This is a genomic window from Streptomyces sp. SS1-1 (genome assembly GCF_008973465.1).
Classification (GTDB): Bacteria; Actinomycetota; Actinomycetes; order Streptomycetales; family Streptomycetaceae; genus Streptomyces.
Map to the genome: position 1 here is coordinate 7,248,207 of NZ_WBXN01000004.1, position 26,037 is coordinate 7,274,243.

Genomic DNA, 26,037 nt, shown 5'->3' on the forward strand with positions numbered 1-26,037 from the left:
CGACCGTGCCCGGGGAGAGGTGGTGTGACGATGGACGGGACCCAGGCGTCCCACGCGACGGCCGCCGCCCTGTCGGTCGTCTCCTCACTCGGCCTGCCCGCCCGTGACGCGGTCGTCCTGAACGACTCCAACAAGCTCACCCTGCGCCTGCTGCCCTGCGACACCCTGGCCCGCGTTGCGCCCGTGACGGACCAAGTGGCAAGGTTCGAGATCGAACTGGCGCGGCGGCTCGCCGGCGCCGGCTGCCCGGTGGCGGACCTGGACCCCCGCGTCGAGCCACGTCCGTACGAGCGGGACGGCTTCGTCGTCACGCTGTGGACCTACTACACGCCGGCCGCCCCGGCGGAGGTCCCGCCCGAGCGGTACGCGGCGGCCCTCACCCGACTGCACACCGGGATGCGCGCACTGGACGTCGCCGCGCCGCACTTCACCGACCGGGTCGCGCAGGCCCAGCGCCTCGTGGCGGACCACGCCCGCACCCCGGACCTCGCGGACGCCGACCGGACCCTGCTCGCGGACACGCTGCGCACGCTCGGCGCCGCCGTCCGCGAGCACGGCGGTGCCGAGCAGCTGCTGCACGGCGAACCGCACCCCGGGAACGTCCTCGCCACGGAGCACGGGGTGCGGTTCATCGACCTGGAGACCTGCTGCCGGGGCCCCGTCGAGTTCGACCTAGCCCACGCGCCCGACGAGGTCGCCGCGCACTACGCGGGCGCCGACCGGGCGCTCCTGGACCGGTGCCGGACCCTCGTCCTGGCGATGATCACCGCCTGGCGCTGGGACCGGGACGACCGGCTCCCCGGCGGACGGGCGCTGGCCGCCGAGTGGCTGGAACGCATCCGGACGGACACGCCGTAAGACGCGGAAGACGCCCGCACGGACGTCACAGGAAACGCCACAGGTGGTCGTCCGTGCCGTTGTCGTCGAACTGGACGACCTGCGCGCTGTCCGCGGTCGACATGCCGTCCACCCCGAGCACCTTGCCGCTGTGCTTGTTCAGCACCCGGCTCCAGCCGTCGCCGGCGTCGATCATCCGCCACAGGTGGTCGTCCGTGCCGTTGTCCTCGAACTGCACGACACGGGCGCTGTTCTGCGTCGACATGCCGTCGACGCCGAGGACCTTGCCGCTGCGGCCGTTGCGGATCAGGAACCAGCCGTCGCCCCGGTCCACGAGCTGCCAGGCGTGGTCGGCGGTCCCGGTGTTGGCGAACTGCACGACACGGGCGCTGTTCTCCAGGGACATCCCGTCCACGGCGAGCACCTTGCCGCTGTGCTTGTTCTGCAGCCGGCGGAACGGGGGCTCAGGTGTCCACGGCCTGCCGTCCGGTGCCGCCGTGGGGAAGGAGGTGATCCGCAGCCGGGCCGCGCCCGAGGGAACGAGCGTGACGGTCTCCACGGCGGCGGTGCTGCGGGCCGGGCCGTCCTGGAGCGGCGCGACGACATGCTCGTCGTCCGCGATCCACTCCGCGACGCGCCGCGCCCGTGCCGTGATCCGCAGCGGGGCCGCCTCCGGGGTGAACGGCTGCGCGGGCACGCCGGACCCCGTGCGGGCGACGGTGAGCGGCGTGTCGGGCACCAGCCCGTAGTTCCACGGCGTGGTCGCGTGGACCGCGTGGGCGGGGAACGCGTCGGTGCCGCCGATGCGTTCGTAGCGCTCCCCGATGGCCAGGGAGTAGGTGAGCGGGCCTCTCTCCACACTCACCGCGCCGTGCTGCCCCTCCCACGTCCGCAGCCTGGCCTGCTGGGGGAACCGGACCCGCACGGTGTCGCCGTCGCGCCAGGTGCGCTCCACCCGCGCCCACGACGGGCCGTCGGACGCCTCGAACGCGGCTCCGTTCACCCGCAGTTCGGGGCCGGCGCACCAGCCGGGGACGCGCAGCACGAGAGGGAACCGTACGGGGCGGGGCGTGGACACGGTGAAGGTGACGGTGTCCCCGAAGGGATAGTCGGTGGCCTCGGTGACGGTCACCGTCGTGCCGCCCGCGACCTGGGTGCGTACCGAACTCGGCGCGTACATCGCGGCGGCGAGCCCCCCGTCGGGCGTGCCCAGCCACAGCTCCTCGGTGAAGTACGGCCAGCCCATGCCGTAGTTGTGGGGGCAGCAGCGGTACTGGTCGACGCCTGCCTGGAACGCCTGCATGGCGAAGCCGTTCTCGAACTGGCCCTGCGTCTTGGTCCGGTCGTCGAGGTCGACGCTGTTGGCGCTGGTGATGTAGTGGATCGCCTTGCCCTGGGGGTCGAGGGAGGCGGGGAGCATGTTGAAGGCCAGCTCCTCGCAGCGGTCCGCCCACACCGGGTCGCCGGTGATCCGGGTCAGCAGCTCGTGGCTGGCCATGAACTCGACGATCCCGCACGTCTCGAAGCCCTGCCGGGGGTCGGTGAACCCGGGCCGGTAGTTCTCGTCACCGGCCAGACCGCCGCCGGGGAAGCGGCCGTACGCGTCCATGACCGTGTCGTACGCGCGATAGGTGGCCCGGGTCAGGCCGGCGTCGCCGGTGAGCTGCGCGTACTGGGCGGGCTCGCGGAAGCCCTGGGCGATGTTGACGTTGTGCCGGCTCGGGGTGGGGCCGGTCCAGTCGGCGCCGTGGGTGTGCATCTTCGCCGCGAGGTCGAGCAGGAACGCCTCACCGGTACGGCGGTGGAGCCAGACGGCGATGTCCAGCCCGTCGCCCCACCGGTACGACACCCAGCTCCGGTCGAACGCGCCCGGCCCCTGCGCGTTCATGAACCGCAGGAAGCGGACGAGGAACGGCACCACGCGTCCGTCGCCGGTGTACTCCTCGTAGCTGCGCAGCGCCTGGAGCAGGGGCAGGAACGGCCAGAAGTCGGGGCCGCCGTCGAGGGAGGTGCGCAGGGCGCGCGGACCGAAGAAGCCGTCGCCCTCCTGGGTGGCCAGGATGGCGTCCACCCACTCCCGCGACCGCTTCAGCGCGGCCGCGTCGCCGGTCGCGACGGCCAGCGGGATGTAGCCCCGCAGCCAGTAGGGCACCTCCTCCCATCCGCCGCGCTCCGGGTGCACCCAGCCGGTCGCCGAGAAGTCCAGGAAGTGGGAGCCGGACTCGAACCGCCCGCACAGGCCGTCGAGTTGCAGCCGCAGCTGCCCGGCGAGCCAGCCGCGCGCGGTGACACTGCCCGGACGCAGCCGCCGGAACCGGTCGGGTGCCGGCGCCCCGGCCGACCGGGCGGGCGCCGCGGCCGCGACCCCCGTGAGGGGGACGCCGAGAGCCGCGGCGGTGAGGGAGAACGAGCCCGCGCCGAGCAACGCCCGTCGACTGAGGGACATGGGGGGACCTGCCTTCCGGGAAGGGCCGACCTTGGGGGAGAACGAGGGGGACAACGAGGGGGACAACGAGGGGGACAACGATGTCGCGCACGTACGGGAAGGGGAAGGTGGAGCGCGCGGGCTCCACGGCTTCTACAACGTTGAAAACGGCGGCCGTTGGCATGACAGCACGCTCGCGCGGGCCTGTCCAGAGGTGGCGCGGCGAGGAAGTGGCTCAGCCGGTGTACAGATCGCCCGTGAGGTACTTCAGACCCGTGTCCGGGGCGACCGTGACGACGGTGTGCCCCGCGCCCGCCTCGCGCGCGAGGCGCAGTGCGCCGGCCACGTTGAGGGCGCCGGACGTACCGGTGAACACGCCCTCCCGGCGGGCCAGCGGCAGGGCCAGCCGGCGGGCCTCCGCCTCGTCGACCGTGCGGGCCTCGTCGAACGGGCCGTGGGCGAGCAGCGGCGGGACGATCCCGGTGGCGATGCCCTCGACGCGGTGGGGTCCGGCCGTACCGGCGGTCAGCGTCGGCGAAGACGCCGGCTCGAGCGCGACGGCCCGCTCCAGGCCGCCCTCGCGCAGGACCGTGCAGACCCCGGCGAACATGCCGCCCGTGCCGACCCCCGCGCAGAACACGTCCACTGTCACCCCTGCCGCACCCGCCTGCCCGAGGATCTCGCGGCCGAGTTCCGCGTAGCCCGTGAGAGCGTCCGTGTTGTGGAACTGATCGGTCCAGAACGCCCCGTCCCGCTCGACGATCCGCTCGACCTCCTCCCGCATCCGCACGAACAGGCCGGGGGTGATCCGGCCGCCCTCGGCGGGCACCACGATCACGTCCGCGCCGAACGCCCGCATGGTGCGCAGCTTCTCGGGCGCGAACGCGTCGGACGACACGAGCGTGAGCGGGTAGCCCTTCACCGCGCACACGAAGGCGAGCGAGGACCCCGTGCTGCCACCGGTGTACTCGACGACGCGCCGCCCCGGCCGCAGCTCCCCGCGCCGCTCCGCCCCCTCGACGATCGCCAGGGCCATCCGGTCCTTGTAACTGCCGGTGGGATTGCCGCCCTCCACCTTCACCAGGACGTCCGCCGCCCCCTCGGGGACGACACGGCCGAGCCGCACCAGGGGCGTCCCGCCGATCGTGCGCAGGGACGAGGCATGGACACCGGACGCGGGCATGGCGGCTCCTCGCTCATCCGCAGCGGTCGTACGCACCGGCCCGTTCGGGGGCGGCACGGCTCCAGGCTAGGACGGGTCCCCGGGACGCACACCTGTGGCGGCGCGCCGCCGTCGTACCGCCGACGAGACCCACACGGTCAGTCCCACCACCGCGCAGACCAACGCCCCGCCGACGACCACCGGGACGGACGCCACCACGACGAAGACCCCCAGCAGTTCCCCCCACGTCGGCTCGTCGCCCATCGTGCTGCCACCCTGCGCCATGATCGTCATGACGCAGTCCGGCACCGATCGGTTCCGCGCCCTGTGGCTCACCCGCCGGCCAGCAGAGCTTCCCCCAGCGGCGTGAGCGCGTGCAGCACTCCGCTGCCGTCCCGCACGGTCGTGATCAGGCCCGCCGCCCGCAGCACCGTGGCGTGCTCGCTGGCCGTGGCCGGTGAGACCGCCGCCCGTTCGGCCAGGGCCGTGGTGCCCGCCGGCGTCGGCAGCGACGCCAGCACCCGCGCCCGCGTCCGCCCGAGCAGCGCGCCGAGCACGTCGTCCGGCGGCACCGCGAGGTCGGTGACGGGCAGCGGCCGTACGAGCACCGTCGGGGCCGCGGGGTCGTACACGAGCAGGGCGCCCGCGGCGAAGTAGGAGGGCACCAGGCGCAGCCCCCGGCCGCACAGCTCGACGGTGTGCGAGGAGGCGAACGGCACCAGCAGGTCCGGCGGCTCCCAGCGCCAGCCCGGCTGCAGCGTGGCGAGCAGCGCCTCGACACCGCCGCGCAGCAGCGTCTCCGAACGCAGCGCGCGGTCGGCGGCGGCCGCGTTCAGCACGGCGGGCCACAGCGGGGCGACCGTGGACCGGTGATACCGCGTCAGGTCCTCGGCGAGACGGCGCCGCGCGGCGGGGGCGCCCTGGGCCAGTTCCCGCGTCAGGGGCGAGGCGGGCTCGCCGGGCAGCTCGGCGATATCGGCGGCCAGGTCGGGCGTCGGGGTCCGCGCCGCCAGCTCGACCGCGGAGCCGGCGTCCCGGGCGGCCGGCTGGTACAGGAAGTCCGGCAGCCCGCCGCCGGGCCGGACCAGCCGGGTGAGGATGCCCGCGCGGGCGGGCAGCCCCGGCGCCACGGTCCGCCGCCAGGCGACGAGTTCGGGTCGGCGGCCCGCGGGTCCCGTGGCCGGCGCGGCCAGGTGACGGACGCTCAGGGCCGTCTCCAGGAGGACGTCGGGTGCCGTGGCGACGGTGACGCGGGCGAGGTCGGCCGGGCCGAACCGTATCCGTAACACGCCGGGCAGGCTATCGGAGCGGACCGGGTTTCGGCCCTGCCCGAAAGGACGGGCGCGCACGACCGGCGGGCGGCGATCCTGCGGTGCGGATCCGGCACCCCCGCCGGTGTCACGACCCCCTGGAGGCCAGATGTCCGTACCGCACCGGCTCGTCGCACCGGCGCTCGCGGCCGCCGCCCTGCTGATCGGCACGACCGCCGTGCCCGCCGCGGGCACCGGCCGCCCGCTGCCCGGCACGTACGTCGTCTCCCGCACCCCGGGCACTCTGCCCGAGGGCATCGACGTCCGCCCCGACGGCACCCTGTACGTGTCCTCCGACGGCACCGGCGCCCTGTACCGGGGCCGGGTGACCTCGCCCCGGATGCGGCCCTTCCCGGCGGAGGGCGCCACCTCCCGGGGCAGCACCCGGGGCGTCCACACCGACCGCGCGGGCCGCGTCCTCTCCGTCGGCCGGGACCGGCTCACCGTGCACGCGCCGGACGGTCGCCTCCTGCAGACCGTGGACGCCCCCGAGGGCCCTCTGGGCGCCCCCGACCTGAACGACCTCGTGGTCACCCGCGACGCCGTCTACGTCACCGACTGGGCCAACCCGGTCGTCCTGCGCGCCTCCCTGCGCAACGGCAGGGTCGGACCGCTGGAGCCGTGGGCCGACGTGCGTGGCGCGTTCCCCGGCTTCCCCGACCGGTACTGGCTGCTCAACGGCATCGTCGCCGACCCAGCCGGACGCACACTGCTCGTCGCCTCCAACGGCACGGAGGCCGTCTGGCGCATCGACACCGCCACCCGCGCGGTCAGCCGCCTCGACCTGGGGGAGGAGTCCTTCGGCGCGGACGGCATGGTGCTGCACGGCCGCACCCTGTACGCCGTCCTCAACTACGGCGCCCCGCACGGCGTGTACATCGCCCGGCTCGACGCGGACCTGCGCACCGGCACGGTCGTCCACCGCGTCACCGGCGCCCCCTTCGACCTGCCCACCACGCTGGCCCGCCACGCGTGCCGCCTCTACGTCGTCAACAGCCAGAACGAACCGCCCGGCACCCCGCCCTACACGGTGACCGCCCTGGACGACCCGATGTGCGGGGCCGGCGGCTGAGCCGCGGTACGGCGTGCGGCGGGCCGCCCTCCACGGGGGAGCGGACGGGCCGCGCACGCCGGTACGGCCACACGTGTGCGCCGAGCGGCTGAACTCGGCGACGCGGCCAGGACACGGCACGGACGCGCGGCAATGTCTGGCTCATGACGTCCGGGACCGGCACGGCCGGGGATGCGACGAAGGGGCGGCTCGTCCTGTGGACGCTCGCCGCCGGACAGTTCCTCATGGCGCTCGACAGCTCCGTCATGAACGTCTCCATCGCGACGGTCGCCGACGACGTGGGCACGACCGTCACCGGCATCCAGGGCGCCATCACCGCGTACACCCTGGTGATGGCCATGCTCATGATCCCGGGCGGGAAGATCGGGGCGATCGTCGGCCGCCGGCGCGCCTTCACCCTCGGCTGCGTCATCTACGGATGCGGCTCCCTCACCACCTCCCTCGCCCCGAACCTGCCGGTGCTGCTGCTCGGCTGGTCCTTCCTGGAGGGCGTCGGCGCGGCCCTCATCCTGCCCGCGATCGTCGCCCTGGTGGCGGGCAACTTCCCGGCGGAGCGGCGCCCCGCCGCCTACGGGCTCGTCGCCGCGGCCGGCGCGGTGGCGATCGCGCTGGGCCCCCTGATCGGCGGCTTCGCCACCACCTATCTGTCCTGGCGCTGGGTGTTCGCCGGGGAGGTGCTGGTGGTCGCCGTCATCCTGTCGGTGGCCCGGCACATCCGCGACCCGCTGGGCGCCGGACGGCCCCGCCTCGACCTCATCGGCGCGGCCCTGTCCGCCCTCGGCCTCGGCACCTTCGTCTACGGCGTGCTCCGCTCCGACGAATGGGGCTGGTTCCGCCCCAGGCCCGGCGCCCCCGACTGGCTCGGCGTGTCCCTCGTCGTCTGGCTGATGCTGGCCGGCGTGCTGCTGATCCGGGTGTTCCTGCACTGGGAGGAGCACCTGGTGGCCCGGCACCGCGACCCGCTGCTCGACCCGGCGCTGCTGCGGGTCAGGCAGCTCACCGGCGGGCTCACCATGTTCTTCTTCCAGTACCTGGTGCTCATGGGCGTCTTCTTCGTCGTCCCGCTCTATCTGTCGATCGCCCTCGGCCTGTCCGCGCTCCAGACCGGCGCGCGCCTGCTGCCGCTCTCGCTGACCCTGCTGGCGGCGGCCACCCTGATCCCCCGCTTCCTCCCCGACGTCTCACCCCGGCGCGTCGTCCGCCTCGGCATCCTCGCCCTGCTCGCCGGCGCGGTCGTCCTGATGGCGGCGCTGGACGCCGACGCCGGGGCGGAGATCGTCACCGTGCCGTTCCTGCTGATCGGGCTGGGCACGGGCGCGCTCGCCTCCCAGCTCGGCTCGGTCACCGTGTCCGCGGTGCCGGACGAGCAGAGCGCGGAGGTCGGCGGCATCCAGAACGCCGTCACCAACCTCGGCTCGTCCATCGGCACCGCCCTCGCCGGGTCCCTCCTGATCGGCGTGCTCGCCTCGTCGTTCCTGACGAGCTTCGAGCAGAACCCCGCCGTGCCGGCCGAGGTCAAGGACCGGGCCGCGGTCCAACTGCAGAGCGGGGTGACGTTCCTGTCGGACGCCCAGCTCAGGACCGCGCTCGACGAGGCGGGCGTGGACGAGGAGGTCGCCCGGGCGGCGCTGGACGCCAACGCCGAGGCGCGGCTGGACGGGCTGCGCGCGGCCCTCGCCATCCTCGCCTTCGCCTGCGCCCTCGCCCTGTTCCTCACCTCGCGCATCCCGGCCACCCAGCCCCGCTCCGCCTGACCGGACGGCGCGGAGCCGTCCGGAATCCGGGTCGGCGGTGCGGGCTCGAGCCCGGTGGGCGATACTGACACGCTGGGTCTTCGTGCCCGGGGCGCCGGGGGCGGCGGCATCGGACGGCGTGGCCGGGGGGAGCGGGCCGGACGGCGACCGGGCGAGGGGAGTGGACCGCCAGCGTGTGGGTAGGCGCGGGCGGACGAACGGGGAGCGCAGGCAGTGATGAGGGATTCAGAGCCCACGGGTGACCAGAGCGGGGGCGCGGCCGGCACGTCCGTGCTGCGCACGAGCATCGCGCTGGACGGGGACGGCACGGCCATCGCCCACGCCCGCCACATGGCCGTCGCCTTCCTGACACGGGCGCAGAACGAGTACGGGGTGCGGCTGTCCCAGCGCGGCATGGACCTCACCCAGCTGGTCGTCAGCGAACTGGTCACCAACGCCCGCAAGTACGCGCCGGGCCCGGCCCGGATGGACCTCAGCATCGACGGCGACGTGGTGGAGGTCGCCGTGTGGGACTCCGACCCCGTGCTGCCGGTCGCCCGGGCCGCCGACGCGGGCCGGGTCGGACAGCACGGACTGGAGATCGTGATGGCCGTCGCCCAGGGCTTCTCAGCCCAGCGGGAAGAGGTCGGCAAGCGCATCACCGCCCGGATCGGCCTCGCGGACGAGCCCCCGGCCGCCGGCGCCGAGGCCCGCCCGGCCGGTCAGGACAGAAGCTCGATATAGCCGTCCGTCCCGTGCACCCGGATCCGCTGCCCGTCCTGGATCAGCCGGGTCGCCCCCTCCACCCCGACCACGGCCGGCAGGCCGTACTCCCGGGCGATCACCGCGCCGTGCGTCATCAGACCGCCCACCTCCGTCACCAGGCCCGCGATCCCCACGAACAGCGGTGACCAGCTGGGGTCCGTGAACGGGGTGACCAGGATGTCGCCCGCCTCCAGATCGGCGTCCGCCATGTCGAGGACGACCCGGGCCCGGCCCTCCACGGTCCCCCCGGACACCGCCAGACCGGCCAGCGCCCCCTCCGGCACGTCGTCGCGCCGGTACGAGCCCGACAGGGCCACCCCGTCCGAGGTGAGCACCCGGGGCGGGGTGAGCGCCTGGTACGACCGGAAGGCGTCCTTGCGGCGCCGCACCAGCCCCGCGTCCACCCGGCGCGTGCGCACCGCCTGCTCGAACTCGTCGAACGTCAGGTGGTGGACGTCGTCCCGGTCGGCGAGGACACCGGCCCGCACCAGCTCGTCGGCCTCCCGCAGCAGCGCCTGCCGGTAGACGAAGGAGCGGCTGACGATGGCGTACTTCGGGTACTCCCGGTAGCCGGCGAACGCGCGGACCTGCGCGATCATCCGGCGGGTCGCGTCGGCCCTGCGCTCCCCGTCCGGCAGCTCCCGCAGCCGCTCCAGCACCTCGCGCTCCTTAGCGAGCGCCCTGCGCCGGCCCTCCTCGAAACGGCGCGCGGCGGCGCCCGGTTCGAAGCCGCGGACATGGTCGAGGACGACCGGCACCAGCGCGCTGGGCCGCTCCCGCCAGCGGGGCCGCGTGATGTCGATCTCGCCGACGCAGCGCATGCCGTACCGGTCGAGGTACGCCTCGATGGCGTCCCGCGCCTCCACACCACCGGGGACCTTGGGCAGCTCGTCCAGGAAGCCGTCGTCCTCGACGCCCTGGAGGAAGGCGACCACCTCGGGGTGCCCGCGGACCACGTCGGCGACGTCGAGCAGCGCCAGCCCCATCTGCGAGGTCACGTTGTCGGGGGCGGACAGGGTGAGCGTGTCGGCGGCGTTCTTCTCGCCGAGCCAGTCCTCCAGCCGGTCGTTGAGCCACCAGGTGGCCTCCATGCCCGCCATGATGGCGCGGATGTTCAGCGGATCACCGACCACCCGCTTGTGCTCCTCGAACGCCTCCCGCAGGAACGCGAACAGCGCGGGACCGCTCTTCGTGCGGATGTCCCGCTCCAGCGCGTGCTGGGAGCGCCGGCTGCGCTCGATCAGCTCGGTGACGACGGCGGGATCGGTCTCCTCCGGGACGTCGCCGTCACCGGCGGGCGGCTGCCCACCGCCCGCCTCCGCGGGCGCCGGCCCGAACTCGCCGTTCTCCAGGACCGTTTCCAGCGCGTCCCGGGTCAGCGGGTCGCCGCGGCCGACGACGTCCAGGAGAGCGGCCCGGCTCCCGGGCGCCTCCAGCCGGGCGGTGGCGTCGACGAACAGCCGCCCGCCGGCCTCGTACATCGGTGCCAGGGCCGTCAGCTGCCAGACCGACAGGCCCAGGGGCTTCATGGCGTCGGTCATCATCTGCTGGTGCCCGACGGAGAGATAGACGCGGAAGGCGTCGTCGTCCCGCTCGGGGACGGGGAACAGGGTGGTGATCGGCCGGCTCTGCACGATGTGGAAACCGTTGTCGTCCAGGCACCACTCGATGTCCTGGGGGCTGCCGAAGTGCGCCTCGATCCGCCGGCCGAGCGCGACCAGCTCCACGGCATGACGGTCCGTCAATACCGGTTCCCGCTGCCGCTGTTCCTCGACGGGCGTCTCCCGTGTCCCGCCGCCGGGCAGGGCGTGCAGGGCGCGCCGCTTCACGGCGGTCGTCCGCTCGACGACCTCGCCGTCCCGCACCGCGAGGACGTCCGGGTCCACCAGCCCCGACACCAGTGATTCGCCGAGCCCCAGGCCGGCGTCCACGGTCGCCGTGCGGCGGTCGCCCGTGACCGGGTCGGCGGTGAACAGGATGCCGGACGCCCGCGGCACGACCATCCGCTGCACGACCACGGCCATGTGGACCGTACGGTGGTCGACGCCCTGACGCCCGCGGTAGGTCACCGCCCGCTCGGTGAACAGGGAGGCCCAGCACCGGCCGACGTGCCGGAGGATCTCCTGCGTGCCGACGACGTTCAGGTACGTGTCCTGCTGGCCCGCGAAGGACGCGGTCGGCAGGTCCTCGGCCGTCGCGCTGGACCGTACGGCGTACGCCGCGCCCTCACCGTGGCGGGCGAGCGCGCCGGTGATCGCCGCCGCCACCTCGTCCGGGAGCGGCGTCCCCTCGATGGCCCGGCGCAGTCGGGCGGCGAGGGAACGGAGCGCCTCCCGGTCGCCGGCGTCCACGCGGGACAGCCGGTCGAGCAGTTCCTCGACCCCGGTGGCCTCCTCCATGATCCGCCGGAAGGCGTGCGTCGTCACACAGAACCCGGCCGGCACCCGGACCCCGTCGATCCGGGACAGCTCGCCCAGGCAGGCGCCCTTGCCGCCGGCCTCGGCGAGCCCCGTCGCGTCGACGTCCCGAAGATCCACCACCAGACGCCCGCTCATCGCGCCCCCTCCGGCACGGCCGCCCCGCGGGGACGGTGGGAGCGTGGGTACGCCGACAACACCACAAGCACGTCGAGCCCTCATTTCCGCAGGCAGTGGCAACGGCCGACGATTCTGCGCCCCCGTGGGGGCCTTGCCGCAAGCCCCCGGGTGGGCTATACGTTGAGAAGGGCGAGGAGAAGATCTCCTCGCCCTTCGTGTTCAGGCGTCCGCCTCGCCCCTCGCGCCGGGGCGTCCACGCGGACGCCCGCGTCCCTCAGACGGTCGTGGTGAACCGCTCCCAGACGCGGTGCGCGCCCATCAGCTCCCGCACCTGCTCCAGCGTGGCCGCGCCGTCGGCACCGACCACGACGCCCGGCGCGTCGACCGGGATGCCGGCCGCCTCCAGGGCCGCCTCGCCGCCCGCCCAGACGCCGATCGCCTTGCCGTGCCGGAACGCCTCCGCCAGCAACTGCACCACGCGCGGGTCGGTGCCCGCCCGGGGGCCGGAGGGCAGCGCCTTGGCGTCACGGGAGCCGTGGGCGTCGTCCCCGGCGGTCGGCGCGCCCGCGACCAGCAGCGCGTCGAACTCGATGGACCGCGCGGTCACGAACGTCCGCTGCACGGTCACCGCGCCGTCGCCCGAGCCCAGCGTGCCGCCGGCCGGGGCGACGACCAGCGGCACCATGTCCGCGTCGAGGACCGCCTCCCGCACCGACCGCACCCCGTCCAGGTCGCCGCCCTCGGCGGTCACGATGCCGACGAGCCGCCCGTCGGTCGGCCAGACCTGCCCGACCTGGGACAGCGCCGGACTCGGCTCGACGTCGGCGAGCGGCACGGTCGGCTCGGGCGCGGGCAGTCCCAGGCCCTCCGCGACGCGTGCGCACAGGCCGGGGTCGATGTTGGCGAGCGTCAGCAACGCCCGCTCCTTGACGGCCTGTTCGTAGCACTTGCCGAGCTCGAACGTGTACGCGCCGACGATGTGCTCCTGCTCGATGGCGCTCATGCTGAGCCAGAACCGGCGCGCCTGGCTGTAGTGGTCGGAGAACGACTCGGGCGCCTCGCGGACCTTCGTGCTCTCCGGCACCACCACCGGCGTCTCGATGTACGCGCCGTTGTCCGCGCCGGCCAGGAACGGGCAGCCCCCGTCGAGGGAGTTGGGCCGGTACGGGGCGACGCCGCGGTGCACGGCGTCCTGGTGGAAGCCGTCGCGGTGCATGTCGTTGACCGGCGCGTGCGGCCGGTTGATCGGGATCTGCGCGAAGTTCGGGCCGCCGAGGCGGGTGATCTGGGTGTCCAGGTACGAGAACAGGCGCCCGGCGAGCAGCGGGTCGTCGGTGACGTCGATCCCGGGGACCAGATGGCCGACGTGGAAGGCGACCTGCTCGGTCTCGGCGAAGAAGTTCGACGGGTTGCGGTTCAGGGTGAGCAGCCCGATCGGCTGCACCGGGGCCAGCTCCTCGGGGACGAGGTTCGTCGCGTCGAGCAGGTCGATGCCCTCGAACATCTGGTCGGGGGTGTCGGGGAAGGTCTGGATGCCCAGCTCCCACTCCGGGTAGGCGCCGGCCTCGATGGCGTCGGCGAGGTCACGGCGGTGGAAGTCGGGGTCGACGCCGCCCGCGATCTGCGCCTCCTCCCACACCAGCGAGTGCACACCGAGCTTCGGCTTCCAGTGGAACTTCACCAGCGTCGTGGAGCCGTCCTCCGCCACGAGCCGGAACGTGTGGACGCCGAAGCCCTCCATCATGCGGTACGAGCGCGGGATGCCCCGGTCGGACATGTTCCACAGCGTGTGGTGGGTGGCCTCGGTGTGCAGGGAGACGAAGTCCCAGAAGGTGTCGTGCGCGCTCTGCGCCTGCGGGATCTCCCGGTCCGGGTGGGGCTTGCCGGCGTGGATGACGTCCGGGAACTTGATGGCGTCCTGGATGAAGAAGACCGGGATGTTGTTGCCGACGAGGTCGAAGACGCCCTCCTCGGTGTAGAACTTCGTCGCGAAGCCGCGCGTGTCCCGTACCGTGTCGGCGGAACCGCGGGAGCCCAGCACGGTGGAGAAGCGCACGAACACCGGCGTCTCCACGCCCGGCGCCAGGAACGCCGCCTTCGTCACCGACGACGCCGTGCCGTAGCTCTTGAAGACGCCGTGCGCCGCCGCGCCGCGCGCGTGCACGACGCGCTCCGGGATGCGCTCGTGGTCGAAGTGCATGACCTTCTCGCGCAGGTGGTGGTCCTGGAGCAGGACCGGGCCGCGCGGGCCCGCCTTGAGCGAGTGGTCCGTGTCGTGGCGGCGGACGCCCTGGGCGTCCGTCAGATAGGCGCCGGACTGTGCCATGCGGGCGCGCGCCGCCCCCGTCGCCTGGCCGGTGGGCGACATCGTGTCCGGCCCGCTCTGGTCGGGCTTGGGCGGCAGGGGCTCGCGCGGCTCGGTCGGTTCCGCGAGCGCCGGGGACTGGGGGGCGGGCTTGCCGGGGATTCCCTCCTCCGGACCCGCGCCGGCGCCCTGAACCGCTTCGGTGACCTTGTCCGCCGCCCGCTTGAGGGGGTTGGGCTGGCTCATCGCTATCGTTCCTCTGCTTCCTGCCGGCCACGGCCGGCCGGCGACCCGTGCCGGCTGCCGTGAGGTCCGGCGCCGGGTACCCGGTTGTGCCGGACATATCCCCCGCCCCGGCAGTCCCGTACGCCCCATACGTCCCATCGGACCAGGCCGCTCAAGAGAAACACCCCGTACGTTCGCCCGCATGCCGACCGAGCGTCTCGATGCCTCCGCCGTAGCGAGGCGGGCAAGGGACGGTCAGCGGTGATCGTCTGGCGATCCGTTCTTCGTATCTTCCGATCGGTCGGTGTCGTTCCCGCGCAGGCCGCCTCCCGGCCCCCTCGGATCGTCCTACGGTCTCGTTCGCGGGCCCGGATCCGGCGCCCGTCAGAGCACCGACAAGGGGAGGCGCAGATGGCGAACGTGGAAGTGACGCTGAAGGAGATGATGGCGGGGATCGAGGGGGCGCTGGGCGCGGCGGTGGTCGACTACACCAGCGGCATGGCCCTCGGCACCCTCGGCGGGGGGAAGGACCTGGACCTGAACGTCGCCGCCGCGGGGAACACGGACGTCATCCGCGCCAAGGTGCGGACCATGGAGCACCTCGGCCTCAAGGGCGCGGTGGAGGACATCCTGATCACGCTGAACAACCAGTACCACGTCATCCGGCTGGTCGCCGGGCGCAGCGGCAACGGGCTGTTCCTGTACCTCGTCCTGGACAAGGCCCGCTCCAACCTCGCCATGGCCCGCCACCAGCTCAAGCGGCTCGAGGAACAGCTCGAGGTCTGAACCCGCGACCGCTCCGGGCCGCCGTGCGCCCACGAGTTGAAGACTTCTTCAAGTCATCACATGGAGAGGGCCGCACTTCGTGAACGCCGGCCGCCCGGGCCCAGCAAGATGAGTGGGACCCCCATGACGCGACCGGCCCCCGGGTCCGTCGCGTCATGGGGACAGGCACCTACGGACCGGCAGGAAGAGCGTGATGCAAGTTCCCCTCTATCAAGCCAAGGCGGAGTTCTTCCGCATGCTCGGGCACCCGGCACGCATCAGGGTGCTGGAACTGCTGCAGCACGGACCGGTCCAGGTCCGGGACCTGCTCGCCGACATCGAGATCGAACCCTCCAGCCTCTCGCAGCAGCTGGCGGTGCTGCGGCGCGCGGGCATCGTGGTCTCCATCCGGGAGGGTTCGACCGTCAGCTACGCGCTCGCCGGTGGTGACGTGGCCGAACTGCTCCGGGCCGCCCGGCGCATCCTCACCGAGCTGCTGGCCGGCCGTAACCAGCTCCTCGCGGAGCTGCAGCAGTCCGACGGCCCCGCGCCGCCGGTGGCCGCGGCCGCCCGGCAGCCCGGCGGTGACGGCCCGGGCTGACGAGGGCTCTGGACAAGGTGGGCCCGCGGTGCTGTCGTGGACATGACGGAGTTCCGGTGGCGCGAGGGACAGGAGCCGAACGTCATGCCGACACGTATGCGCCGTCTCGCCGGCGCCCTGGTGGCCCTGGTGACCGCCGCGGCCTGCCTCGCCGCCCTGCCCGCCCCGGCGCACGCCGCCCCGGCACCGGTGTGCGCCCTCGCCTGCGACACCCTCGACCCGTCGAAGGCACGGCAGGACGCCTTCCCGGTCGCCGACCGCGTCGTCAACGGGCGCCTGCTGCGCCTGCACGTCTCCGACCCGGACTCCATGGCCTGGGCGAGCATCGACCGCGCCGTCACCGGCGACGCCGTATGGCTGGACCGGTCCTGGGACCGCGGCGCCACCTGGGAGCCCCTGCTCGGCAAGGCGTCCGTGCCGGCGACCTGGACCGGTACCCGCACCCTCATGTACAACCTCACCGATCCGGTCGCCCACCGGCGCGGCTGGATCCGGGCCTGCGGCGACGCGGCGGCCGTCACCTGCACCGACTGGGTGTACCCCACCGTGTGCGACGGCACGTCCTGTGACGGTGACGACCCCGCCGGGGCGACCGGCGACGACCGGCCGGTGCCGGCGGCCACCCTGTTCGGGCGGACCATCGACCTGCACGTGGACCAGGCGCGCGGCATGGCCTGGGCGACGATCGCGCGGGGCGGCGCCGGCGACGAGATCTGGCTGGACCGCTCCTGGGACGGCGGCGCCACCTGGCCCGAGGGCTCCTCCCTGGGCCGTACGGCCGTACCGGCGGGCGCGTCCGCCACCCGGACCGTCATGATCGCGACCCGCGATCCGCGCGGCCTGCTGTACGGCGGGGCGGTACGGGCCTGCGGACGGGCGGCCGACCGCCAGGAGGGCGGCTGCACGGCGTGGGCACGGCCCGCCCCGACCCGCGCCCGGGCCGCGGCCGACGCGCTGATGGCGTGGTACCGGACCGACGAGGGCTGGTGGCGGAGCAGCTGGTGGAACTCGGCGGTCGCCGTGACCACGGTGGCCGAGTTCGCGCACCGCACCGGCCGGCACGACTACGACTGGGCGATCGCCCGCACCTTCGAGCAGAACAAGGGCGTCTTCCCGGCCGGCGCGCGAAGCTCCGATCCCGTCGAGGGGCACTTCATCAGCCGCGCGATCGACGACGCCGCCTGGTGGGCGGTGGCCTGGCTGACCGCGTACGACCTCACCCGTGAGCGGCGCTACCTCGACGAGGCCGTCACCATCACGTCGTACGTGCACGGGTTCTGGGACCCGCGCACCTGCGGCGGCGGTGTGTGGTGGGACCGGGAGCGCACCTACAAGAACGCCGTCACCAACGGCCTGTACCTGTGGCTGACGACCGCCCTGCACCAGCGGCTGCCCGGCGACACCCTGTGGGGCGGCCGGTCTGCGGCGGCCGCGGACTGGTACCTGGGCAGCGGACTGATCGACGCGGCCGGACTGGTGAACGACGGTCTGACGGCGAGCTGCGCCAACAACGGGCAGACGGTGTGGAGCTACAACCAGGGCCTCGCCCTCGGCGCATTCACCCAGCTGTGGCGCACCACCGGCGAGACCCGGTACCTGGACACGGCCCGCCGCCTCGCCGACGCGGCCATCACCTCACCCCGGCTGACCCGCGACGGCGTCCTGACCGAGTCCTGCGACATCGGCACCGCGTCCTGCGACGACAACCAGAAGCAGTTCAAAGGCATCTTCGTCCGCCATCTCGCCGACCTCGCCGACGCCACCGGGTCGGCGACCTACCGCGCCTACCTCACCCGCCAGGCCGACTCCGTCTGGGACCACGACCGGGACCCGCTCAACCGCCTGGGCCAGCGCTGGGCCGGCACCACCCCCGACCCGGCGGACTGGCGGACACAGGCCAGCGCCCTGGAAGCGCTCACCGCGGTGGAGGTCCCAGGGCGCCGGTGACGCCGGAGTCGGCCGGTGGGCATGCCGCGACGCCCGGAGGACGGCTTCTCCGCCGACCGGGCCGCCCGACGGAGCCCCCGTGTCACCGGCGCGCGGAGTGGGCGACCCGCTCGCGGGTGGGTCGTCCGCCGTTCTGGTGGCGCAGCCGCACCTCCACGTGCCCGTCGGTGATCCGGGTCTCGAACGAGGGCTGCGGGGCGGTGGCGGGACCGCTGACGTTCCAGCCGTCCGACAGCCGGAAGACACTGCCGTGCCAGGGGCAGCGCACACAGCCGTCGGCGACCGTGCCCTCCGAAAGCGGCCCGGCGAGATGACTGCACCGCTCGGCCAGCGCGTGCACCTGCCCGCCGGGCTCCCGCACGACCAGCACCGGTACGTCGTCGACGCTGCGCCGGACCGGCTCCCCGGCCGGGAAGTCGGCGACGGCCCCGACCCGGTGCCAGCCCTCCGTCACGACGTGCGGCACCTCCTCCGCGTGATTGGCGCCGGACGCCTGCCGGTAGGCGAGATGGCCGCCCAGCATGCCGCCGACCCCGACCGCCGTCAGACCGAGGAAGCCGTACGCCCGGCCCGCCGCCTCGCGGCCCCGCAGGCGGCAGCTCAGCGAGGTGGCGTACAGGCCGACGGCGGCGATGTTGGACAGGGCGTGCACGAGACCGACGCGCTGCTGCTGCCGGTGCAGCTCGGCCCAGTCGACCCAGCCGGCGACGGCGGCGGGCCCCGCGGTCGCCAGCCCCAGCGCGACGAGCAGCCGGGACTCGCGGGAGCGGCCGGGGCGCAGATCCAGGACGGCCGCCGACATCCAGCTGCCGATGGGCACCTGCACCATCAGCGGATGCAGCGGATGCCCCAGCCACCGGCCGTGCAGCGCGTCGCGGCCGCGCCCCAGGGGCAGGGCCCGCACCCCCGAGCGCAGCGCATCGATGACTCTGTCGGCCGCGGGCTCGCGCTCCAGGCGGTCCAGCAGCGACAGGACGCGGTTCCGTCCCAGTGGACGGCGTGGCGATTCGCTCATGCCGGCCCGGGTCCCCACCCCCGGGACGTGGCAAACGAGCCCGTCGACCGCCCCCGCGGAGCCCGTCTGGCGGACCATGGAAGGCAGGAGTGATGTGCTGACCGAGGCGACGGGTTGATCATGGTGTGGGTCGTGTGCCGGGTGCCGGACCGCCGGGAGGACGGAGGGCGCTCGGCGGTCCCGGCGAGTCCCCTGGCCGTCGTACGCCCCGTGCCGCATCGTGAACAGGTCGCCGACCTGTGGGAAGAACGCCGTCATCGGCGGGGTGCGGACAGCGGTACGCCGGTGGGACGGGAAGAGGGGCGAGTGTGATGGGCCGAGCGAATCAGCGTCCGGCGCGGCCGGAGTTCCCGCAGGGGGCCACCTCCGGCGCCAGCGGGCTCATGGACCTGCTCGGCGTCGCCGCGGTGCTGGTCGAGGCCGACGGCCGGATCGACATGTGGAGCCCCCAGGCCGAGGCGCTGTTCGGGTACTCCGGCGAGGAGGCCCTCGGACAGTACGCGGCCCGGCTCCTCGTCGACCCGGAACACCGCGCCGAGGCCATCCGGCTGTTCGCCTCGGTCATGGAGAGCGGCGAGGACTGGGCGGGCGTCTTCCCCGTCCGGCACAAGGACGGCGGCATCCGCACGGTGGAGTTCCGCAACATGCGGCTGACGGACAACATCGGCGACCACTACGCGCTGGGCCTCGCCACGGACCGGGCGACGCTGCGCCAGGTGGAGCGCAAGGTCGCCCTGTCCAGCCAGCTCGTCACCCAGGCACCCATCGGGCTCGCCGTCCTCGACACCGAACTGCGCTACGTGGCCGTCAACCCCGCTCTCGCGGCGATGCACGGCGTCTCCGAGGCCGGTCACATGGGGCGCGGCTTCCGCGAGATCCTGCCCGGCGCGCCGTTCGCGGTCGCCGAGGCGCAGATGCGCGAGGTCCTGGAGACCGGCCTGCCCCTGGTCGACCGGCAGGTGGTCGGACGCACCCGGGCCGACCCGGACAGCGACCACGCCTGGGCCGTCTCCCTGTACCGCCTGGAGGACCACACCGGGCAGATCCTGGGCATCGCCAACGTCATCGTCGACGTCACCGACCGCTACGAGTCGGCGCAGCGGGCCGAGCGGGCGCAGCAGCGGCTGCGCATGATGGCCGACGGCTCGGCCCGGATCGGCACCACCCTGGAGGTCGAGCGGACCGCGCAGGAACTCGCCGACGTCCTCGTCCCCGACCTGGCCGACATGATCGCCGTCGACATCCTCGACTCCCTGCTCCAGGCGGGGCGCCCCGACTCCGGCGACGGACTCCCGCTGTTCCGCGCCCTCGCGGTCAAGACCGCCTATCCGACCGACGCCTCCGAGGCGATCATCCAGCCCGGCCACCTCACGACCTACCACGCCGACCATCCGGCCGCCCACTGCTTCCGCACCCGTGAGCCCCAGCTGATCACCCACCTGGAGCGGGCCGACCTCCGGCGGGTCGCGGGCGACGACGAGGGCGCGCGGCTGCTCGCCCGGGCCGGGGTGCACACCGACATGGCGGTGCCGCTGATCGCCCGCGGCGAGGTCATCGGCGTCATGGGCCTCGCCCGGGCCCGCAACCCGCGCCCCTTCGACGAGGACGACCTCACCCTCGCCTGCGAACTGGCCTCGGCCGCCGCGCTCAGCATCGACAACGCGATCCTGCACCAACACATCCGCAGCGCCGCCGAGACCCTCCAGCGCAGCCTGCTCCCGCAGCTCTCGCCCCGCCACCCCGGCCTGGAGATCGCCGCCCGCTACCGGCCCGCGCAGGCGTTCAGCGAGGTCGGCGGCGACTGGTACGACATCATCCCCCTCGACGGCGACCGTACGGCCCTCGCCGTCGGCGACGTCATGGGCAGCGGCATCCCGGCCGCCACCGCCATGGGCCGGCTGCGCACCGCCACGTCCACGCTGGCGGACCTCGACCTCGACCCGGCCCGCATCCTCACCCACCTCGACAAGATCACACAGGACCTGGACCCCTTCTTCGCCACCTGCGTGTACGCCGTGTACGACCCGTACCAGCACGTGCTGCAGATCGCGTCCGCCGGGCACCTGCCGCCCGCGCTGGTGCCCGACGGGGGCCCGCCGAGACTCCTCGACCTGCCGTCGGGCACCCCGCTGGGGGTGGGCGGGGGCTCCTTCGAGACGACCACCGTCGCCCTCGACCCCGGCGACCAGCTCGTGCTCTACACCGACGGGCTGGTCGAGACCCGCGACGACCCCATCGACGAGCGGCTGGACCATCTGCTGAGCCTGCTGGAGGGCCCGCCGAGCGCCCCGGAGGACCGCTGCGACCGGCTCCTGCTCAGCCTCCGCAAGCCCTCCGACCACGACGACGTGGCCCTCCTCATCGCCCAGGCCCACCCGGTGAAGCCGGAGTGACGGGCGCCCCGCTCACTCGTCGACGGCCGTCCCGAGCCGCGCGCCGGCGGGCGGCGCCGCCAGGGAACGCGGACCGTACGACCACGACCCGCGGGTGACGATCCCGGCGGCCGACCCGGGGACGTGCCAGACCGACCCCTCGGAGCTGTTCTCGCCGGGCGCCGTCGCCAGCAGCTCGGCGCGGCCGTCGCGGTCGGTGTCCGCGAACCGGAGCTGCGCGCCGAAACGGTCGCCCTTCTCGACCGTGCCCGGCACGTTCGCCGTGTTCTGGGTGAAGGAGACCACCCCGGCCGTGGTCAGTCCCCGGGCCGAGCCGCGCAGCACGACGACCATCCCCGCGTCCCGCACGGTGCCGATGTCCTCGCCGGGCACACCGATGGCGAGGTCCGCGAACCCGTCCCCGTCGGCGTCGCCCAGCGACACGTCGTAGCCGAAACCGTCACCCAGCTCGGGAGTGCCCGGCACCCCGGGATCGCGCTGGAGCCACACCTGGTCGGGGCGGCCGAACTCGTCCAGGCCGGTGAAGAGGTCCCGCCCACCGTGGAACACCAGGACGGCGCCGCCGGTCAGCGGCTCGTACTCGTCCTCCAGCCGGTCCGGCCGGCCCGCGACCAGGTCGTCGTACCCGTCGTGGTCGATGTCCCCGGAGGCCGTCGCCGGGCCGCCCGGCAGATCGCGGACATAGGCGAGGCCGCCGGCCCCGCCCCGGTAGACGGCCGAGCGTCCCTGGCCGTCCTCCTCCAGGCTGCGGCCCGCGACGACCAGGTCGGCGTAGCCGTCGGCGTCGTAGTCACCGGTCGTCAGCGACGCCGGCTGGATCGACTCGTCGCCCGGCGCGCCGACCGTGTCGAGGCGGCCCGCGGGGCGGAGCGCCCCGCCCGCGTGGGTGAACAGGTGCACGCCCCGCCGGTCGGCCACGGCGAGCACGTCACCGGGTGCGGCCCCGCTCAGCCGGGCGGCGGCCACCGCGAGCCCGAACCCGGCGTCCGCCGCGGGCGTGGCCGCCCCGAAGGTGACGCTGCCCGACGCCTTGAGCCCGGTCTTCGAGCCGAACAGGACGGTCACCCGGCCCGCGTCCCTCACCCCGCCGACGTCCTCTCCGGGCACGGCCACGATCGCGTCGTCGTAGCCGTCACCGTTCAGGTCGCCGCTCGCGACGGCGGCGCCGAAACCGTCACCGGACTCGGCGCTGCCGGGCACACCGGGCGTGTTCTGCCCGAAGACCGCCGTGCGGGCCTTGCGTGTCCCGGACGCGGTGCCGATGCCGCGCGGCCCGCCGTACTGGACGGTGACGTAACCGGAGTTCTTGCGGCTGCCGTCGGTCCCCGTCGGCGCCCCGATGAGGACGTCGTCGTATCCGTCGCCGTCGAAGTCGCTGTCGCGGTCGACGGCGTGCGTCCCGCCGGGCGCGCCCGCGTGGGCGCCGGGGGCGGCGGTGATCACCGCACCCGTCAGGAGCAGGAAGGAGGCGGCGGCGACGGCCGCCGGTTTCCTGTGTGTCATGGTGTCTTCCCTCGGGCTCGCACCTGTGTGGCTGTGCGGGTTGGACCCGCGGGAGGCCCCGAGAGTTGTAGCCGGCGCGCGTGAGATTCAGCCGCGCGGTTCGCGGGGCGCGGTCCGCGCGGCCAGCACGCGCTGCCGTGCCTGTTCGACCGCCCGGGTCAGCGCGTCGATGTCGTAGGCGCCCTGGTGGCGCAGGCCGTTGATGAAGAAGGTCGGGGTGCCCGACACCCCGCTGAGGTCCGCCGAGTCCACGTCCTCCGCGATCCGGTGCGCCCCCCGCCGCCGTTCGACGTCGTCGCGGAAGCGCACCAGGTCCAGACCCAGCTCCCGCGCGTAGCCCAGCAGGTCCCGGCCGCTGAGCGCGTCCTGACGCGACAGCAGCAGATCGTGCATCTCCCAGAACCTGCCCTGCCGTGCGGCGGCCTCCGCCGCCTCCGCCGCCAGCTGGGCGTTGGGATGTACGTCCGGCAGCGGCAGATGCCGCCACACGTACCGGACGTCCGAGTCGGCGCCCAGCAGCTCGCGCACCACCTCCTCGGCCTGACCGCAGTAGGGGCACTCGAAGTCGCCGTACTCGACCACGGTCACCGCCGCGTCCGCAGGACCGCGCACCCGGTCGTGCCGCGGGTCGACGGTCACCGCCAGATCCGTCGGCGCCTCGGACGTGCCCAAAAGGACACGCGCCCGGAGGGCCTCCGGCAGCAGGCCGATCACCCCGGACACCAGCCAGGTCAGCACGAATGCCACCACCAGGGAGGCGAGGATGCCGATCCGCGCCTGCTCCAGCTCCTCGCCCTCGAACGCGATGGCCGCGATCAGCAGGGAGACGGTGAAGGCAGCCCCGGCGACGGCCCCGCCCGCGGTGACCGAGCCCCAGCCCACGTTGGGCCGCAGCCGCCCGCCCGTCAGCAGCCGCGCGCCCGCCATCGAGCCGACGATCCCGATCAGCTTGCCCGCCGCGCAGCCCACCACGATGCCCAGGGTGACCGGCGAGGAGAACGCGTCCGCCAGCTTCGCGCCACTGAGCTCGATGCCCGCGTTGGCCAGCGCGAACAGCGGCACGATGCCGTAGCTCACCCACGGTAGGAACTTCTGTTCGAGGCGCTCGTTGGGGGAGATCGCCGCCGCGAGCCCCTTCACCGCGTCCCGCTGCAGCTCGGGCGTGGGCTGCTCCCGGAACGAACGGAACAGCCGGCTCGCCTCCTCCAGGTCGCTGCGCGGCGCCGGGTAGGCGACCACCAGCGCCCCCACGGCCAGTCCGGTGACCACGGGATCGACGCCCGCCTCGTGCAGGGCGACCCAGACCAGCAGCGACATCAGGGCGCAGTACAGGCCCTTGCGGACGCGCGCCAGGCGCAGCACCACGATGCCCAGCAGACCGCCGAACGCCACCAGCAGCGCGGGCCAGTGGATGCCGTCGCTGTAGAACACGGCGATCACCACCAGGGCGACCAGGTCGTCCACCACGGAGATCGACAGCATGAACGCGCGCAGGGCGGCCGGCAGCCTCCGGCCGAACACCGCGAGGATGCCCAGCGCGAAGGCCGTGTCCGTCGACATCGCCGTGCCCCACCCGTGCACCGAGTCGTGGCCGGCGTTGATCGCGGCATAGATGACCGCGGGGACGACCATGCTGCCGAGGCCGGCCGCCGCGCAGAGCACCACCCAGCGCCGGTCCCGCAGGTCGCCCATGTCGAACTCGCGGCGCGCCTCCAGGCCGACCACGAAGAAGAACAGGCTCATCAGCCCGGCGTTGATCCACTCGTGCAGATCGAGGGCGAGGTGATGGGAGTCGAAACCGATGGTGAAGGTCGCGCCCCACACCGCCTCGTAGGAGTGCGCGTCCATGTTGACCCACAGCAGGGCCACCACGACGGCCGCGAGCAGCAGGGCCGCGCTGCCCGTCTCGGTCTGCACGAACGTCCGCCAGCGGGCCCGGGTCTGGCTGGACATCGACTCGCTGGCATCGCTGGACTCGTAGCCGCTCACCGCCCGATTATCGCCACCGGGCCGCCCGCGCGCCGGGACGGCTTGCCCCGGCCTCGTGCGGCCCGGCGACGCTCACCCGGACGGCCGTCGCGGCCGGGGGTCAGGGCTGGGCGGTGAGCCGGAAGCTCTGGGCGGCGGAGCCGTCGCACGCCCGCTGCACCAACTGGGCACCGTTCGCGGCACCGCCGGTCGTGCTCAGGCACTTGCCGCTGTGCCGGGCGGTGAAGTGGTAGGCGCCGTCCCCTTCGCGCACCGGCAGCCACTGCTGGTTGCCGCCCCCGCCGTACGCCCACAGCTGCAGGGGCGCGCCGTCGGCGGTGGAGACGTCGGTGACGTCGACGACCTGGTCCGGGTTGCCGCGGATCGCGACACGCGTGTAGCCGCCGTCGGTGGGCTTGAACTGGAACTGCTGGGCGACGGTCCCGTTGCAGGTGTACTGCTGGACGGGCGTGCCGTTGGCCGTGGCCGCAGCCCGGGCGTCGACGCAGGTCCCGGAGGCCTTGTCGCTCAGCGCGTACCAGGCCGTCGGCGAGATGGGATCGGTGGGCGCGGGGTCCCCGTCCGCCCGGCCCAGCCACTTCAGGCCGTCGAGGAGGAAGCGGTTCTGGGTGGCGCTCGCGAACGTCGACGACAGACGCGTGTTGGTGTCGTAGTTCATCGCGTTGTGCCCGAAGTTCGCGTACAGCATCCGGTACCGGGCGTTGGTCCACAGGATCGGGTAGTAGCCGCTGTACCAGGACTGGTTCGGGTCGGTGCCCAGCGGGAAGCTGCTGGGGTCGACGGAGGCCAGGATCCTGATGTCCGGGTTGGCCCGCAGGTCGTTGGACCAGCTGTACCACTCACTGACGGCCGAGGTGAACGTGGCGGGCAGGGCGGTGGTCGCCGGGTGGGTGCGGTCCTCGGTGCGCAGGACCGCCGTGGTGGGGCCCCAGGTGTTCGACCTGAAGTTCCCGCTGCCGAGGAAGGAGTTGTAGAACCAGGGCCAGGAGGCGGCGTTCGTGGTGAACGCCGAGACGTGGAAGCCCATCCAGCCCCCGCCGGCGCGCACGTACCGTTCGAACCCGGAGCGCTGGGCCGCCGTCTGCGGCGCGTCGTCGAGGAACAGGACGACCTGGTACTCGTCCACCCCGCCGTTCGCCAGCAGGTTCCAGTCGGTGGTCGCCCGGTAGGTGAAGCCGTTCTCGGCCCCCGCCCGCGGGAACCACTGGTTGGCCTCCTTGACGAAGTCGATGTGGGCGGCGTCCCAGGTGCCGTTGTAGAAGGCGATGACCTTGAAGGGGGCCGCCTGCGGGGCGGCCGAGGCGGCGCCCGCCGGGGCGGTGAGCCCGCAGACGACCGCGAGCAGGGCCAGCAGACGGACCGCGAGGTGCCGCCAGGGGACCGTGCGGGGGCGTCCGGGCCGGGTCGGCCGGGTGGGTCGGGGCATGTCTGTTCCTCCTGCCGCCGGGGCGGC

At 73.9% G+C, this 26,037-nt stretch carries 18 protein-coding genes; 8 read left to right on the plus strand and 10 right to left on the minus strand.

Annotated elements, in window-relative coordinates; all coding sequences use genetic code 11:
* The first annotated feature begins 30 nt into the window (after positions 1-30).
* A complete protein-coding gene (locus F8R89_RS34530; RefSeq protein ID WP_151787701.1) occupies positions 31-858 on the plus strand; it encodes a phosphotransferase enzyme family protein in 828 nt (275 codons plus the stop codon).
* Positions 859-883: 25 nt separating this feature from the next.
* Here F8R89_RS34530 and F8R89_RS34535 read toward each other — a convergent pair whose 3' ends face one another.
* From F8R89_RS34535 to F8R89_RS34550, 4 genes are all read right to left on the minus strand, one after another.
* Complete coding sequence (locus F8R89_RS34535) at positions 884-3,283, minus strand: beta-L-arabinofuranosidase domain-containing protein (protein ID WP_151787702.1); 2,400 nt, start codon at positions 3,281-3,283, stop codon at positions 884-886.
* A gap of 214 nt (positions 3,284-3,497) precedes the next feature.
* Positions 3,498-4,445 (minus strand): PLP-dependent cysteine synthase family protein, encoded by a 948-nt coding sequence (locus tag F8R89_RS34540; RefSeq protein ID WP_151787703.1) that lies wholly within the window; start codon positions 4,443-4,445, stop codon positions 3,498-3,500.
* A gap of 66 nt (positions 4,446-4,511) precedes the next feature.
* Entirely contained in the window at positions 4,512-4,718 is a 207-nt protein-coding gene (locus tag F8R89_RS34545) for a hypothetical protein (RefSeq protein WP_151787704.1), read from the minus strand.
* 38 nt (positions 4,719-4,756) lie between these two features.
* Entirely contained in the window at positions 4,757-5,713 is a 957-nt protein-coding gene (locus F8R89_RS34550) for an ArsR/SmtB family transcription factor (protein WP_151787705.1), read from the minus strand.
* Positions 5,714-5,843: 130 nt separating this feature from the next.
* Between F8R89_RS34550 and F8R89_RS34555 the strand changes: the two genes are divergently transcribed.
* From F8R89_RS34555 to F8R89_RS34565, 3 genes are all read left to right on the plus strand, one after another.
* The gene (locus F8R89_RS34555; protein ID WP_151787706.1) at positions 5,844-6,806 is read left to right on the plus strand and encodes an SMP-30/gluconolactonase/LRE family protein; all 963 of its coding nucleotides are present in this window, start codon (positions 5,844-5,846) and stop codon (positions 6,804-6,806) included.
* A 143-nt stretch (positions 6,807-6,949) separates the two neighbouring features.
* Entirely contained in the window at positions 6,950-8,560 is a 1,611-nt protein-coding gene (locus tag F8R89_RS34560) for an MFS transporter (protein ID WP_151787707.1), read from the plus strand.
* Positions 8,561-8,776: 216 nt separating this feature from the next.
* Positions 8,777-9,283 (plus strand): ATP-binding protein, encoded by a 507-nt coding sequence (locus F8R89_RS34565; protein ID WP_151787708.1) that lies wholly within the window; start codon positions 8,777-8,779, stop codon positions 9,281-9,283.
* On the opposite strand, the gene rph is transcribed toward F8R89_RS34565, so the two are convergent.
* Together rph and F8R89_RS34575 are read right to left on the minus strand one after the other, a co-directional pair.
* The gene (rph, locus tag F8R89_RS34570; protein WP_151787709.1) at positions 9,262-11,859 is read right to left on the minus strand and encodes a rifamycin-inactivating phosphotransferase Rph; all 2,598 of its coding nucleotides are present in this window, start codon (positions 11,857-11,859) and stop codon (positions 9,262-9,264) included. The genes F8R89_RS34565 and rph overlap by 22 nt on opposite strands.
* 256 nt (positions 11,860-12,115) lie before the next feature.
* Entirely contained in the window at positions 12,116-14,392 is a 2,277-nt protein-coding gene (locus F8R89_RS34575) for a catalase (protein WP_151787710.1), read from the minus strand.
* Positions 14,393-14,782: 390 nt separating this feature from the next.
* Between F8R89_RS34575 and F8R89_RS34580 the strand changes: the two genes are divergently transcribed.
* The 3 genes from F8R89_RS34580 to F8R89_RS34590 all read left to right on the plus strand — a co-directional run bounded on the left by F8R89_RS34580 (position 14,783) and on the right by F8R89_RS34590 (position 17,684).
* Positions 14,783-15,157 carry a hypothetical protein gene (locus tag F8R89_RS34580; protein ID WP_151787711.1) on the plus strand — a complete coding sequence of 125 codons (375 nt, stop codon included), beginning with the start codon at positions 14,783-14,785 and terminating at the stop codon, positions 15,155-15,157.
* A 193-nt stretch (positions 15,158-15,350) separates the two neighbouring features.
* On the plus strand, positions 15,351-15,737 hold the full coding sequence (locus F8R89_RS34585; protein WP_151787712.1) for an ArsR/SmtB family transcription factor: 387 nt from the start codon (positions 15,351-15,353) through the stop codon (positions 15,735-15,737).
* 84 nt (positions 15,738-15,821) lie between these two features.
* Positions 15,822-17,684, plus strand: coding sequence for a glycoside hydrolase family 76 protein (locus F8R89_RS34590; RefSeq protein ID WP_151787713.1), 1,863 nt, complete (start codon positions 15,822-15,824; stop codon positions 17,682-17,684).
* A gap of 82 nt (positions 17,685-17,766) precedes the next feature.
* On the opposite strand, the gene F8R89_RS34595 is transcribed toward F8R89_RS34590, so the two are convergent.
* Positions 17,767-18,699 carry a Rieske 2Fe-2S domain-containing protein gene (locus F8R89_RS34595; RefSeq protein ID WP_192806309.1) on the minus strand — a complete coding sequence of 311 codons (933 nt, stop codon included), beginning with the start codon at positions 18,697-18,699 and terminating at the stop codon, positions 17,767-17,769.
* A 311-nt stretch (positions 18,700-19,010) separates the two neighbouring features.
* Here F8R89_RS34595 and F8R89_RS34600 point away from each other — a divergent pair, with 311 nt between their 5' ends.
* On the plus strand, positions 19,011-21,092 hold the full coding sequence (locus F8R89_RS34600; RefSeq protein ID WP_151787714.1) for a SpoIIE family protein phosphatase: 2,082 nt from the start codon (positions 19,011-19,013) through the stop codon (positions 21,090-21,092).
* A gap of 12 nt (positions 21,093-21,104) precedes the next feature.
* On the opposite strand, the gene F8R89_RS34605 is transcribed toward F8R89_RS34600, so the two are convergent.
* From F8R89_RS34605 to F8R89_RS34615, 3 genes are all read right to left on the minus strand, one after another.
* On the minus strand, positions 21,105-22,595 hold the full coding sequence (locus F8R89_RS34605; protein WP_151787715.1) for an FG-GAP repeat protein: 1,491 nt from the start codon (positions 22,593-22,595) through the stop codon (positions 21,105-21,107).
* 87 nt (positions 22,596-22,682) lie between these two features.
* Complete coding sequence (locus F8R89_RS34610; RefSeq protein ID WP_151788404.1) at positions 22,683-24,548, minus strand: Na+/H+ antiporter NhaA; 1,866 nt, start codon at positions 24,546-24,548, stop codon at positions 22,683-22,685.
* A 136-nt stretch (positions 24,549-24,684) separates the two neighbouring features.
* Positions 24,685-26,010 carry a ThuA domain-containing protein gene (locus F8R89_RS34615; protein ID WP_151787716.1) on the minus strand — a complete coding sequence of 442 codons (1,326 nt, stop codon included), beginning with the start codon at positions 26,008-26,010 and terminating at the stop codon, positions 24,685-24,687.
* Between the last annotated feature and the right edge of the window lie 27 nt (positions 26,011-26,037).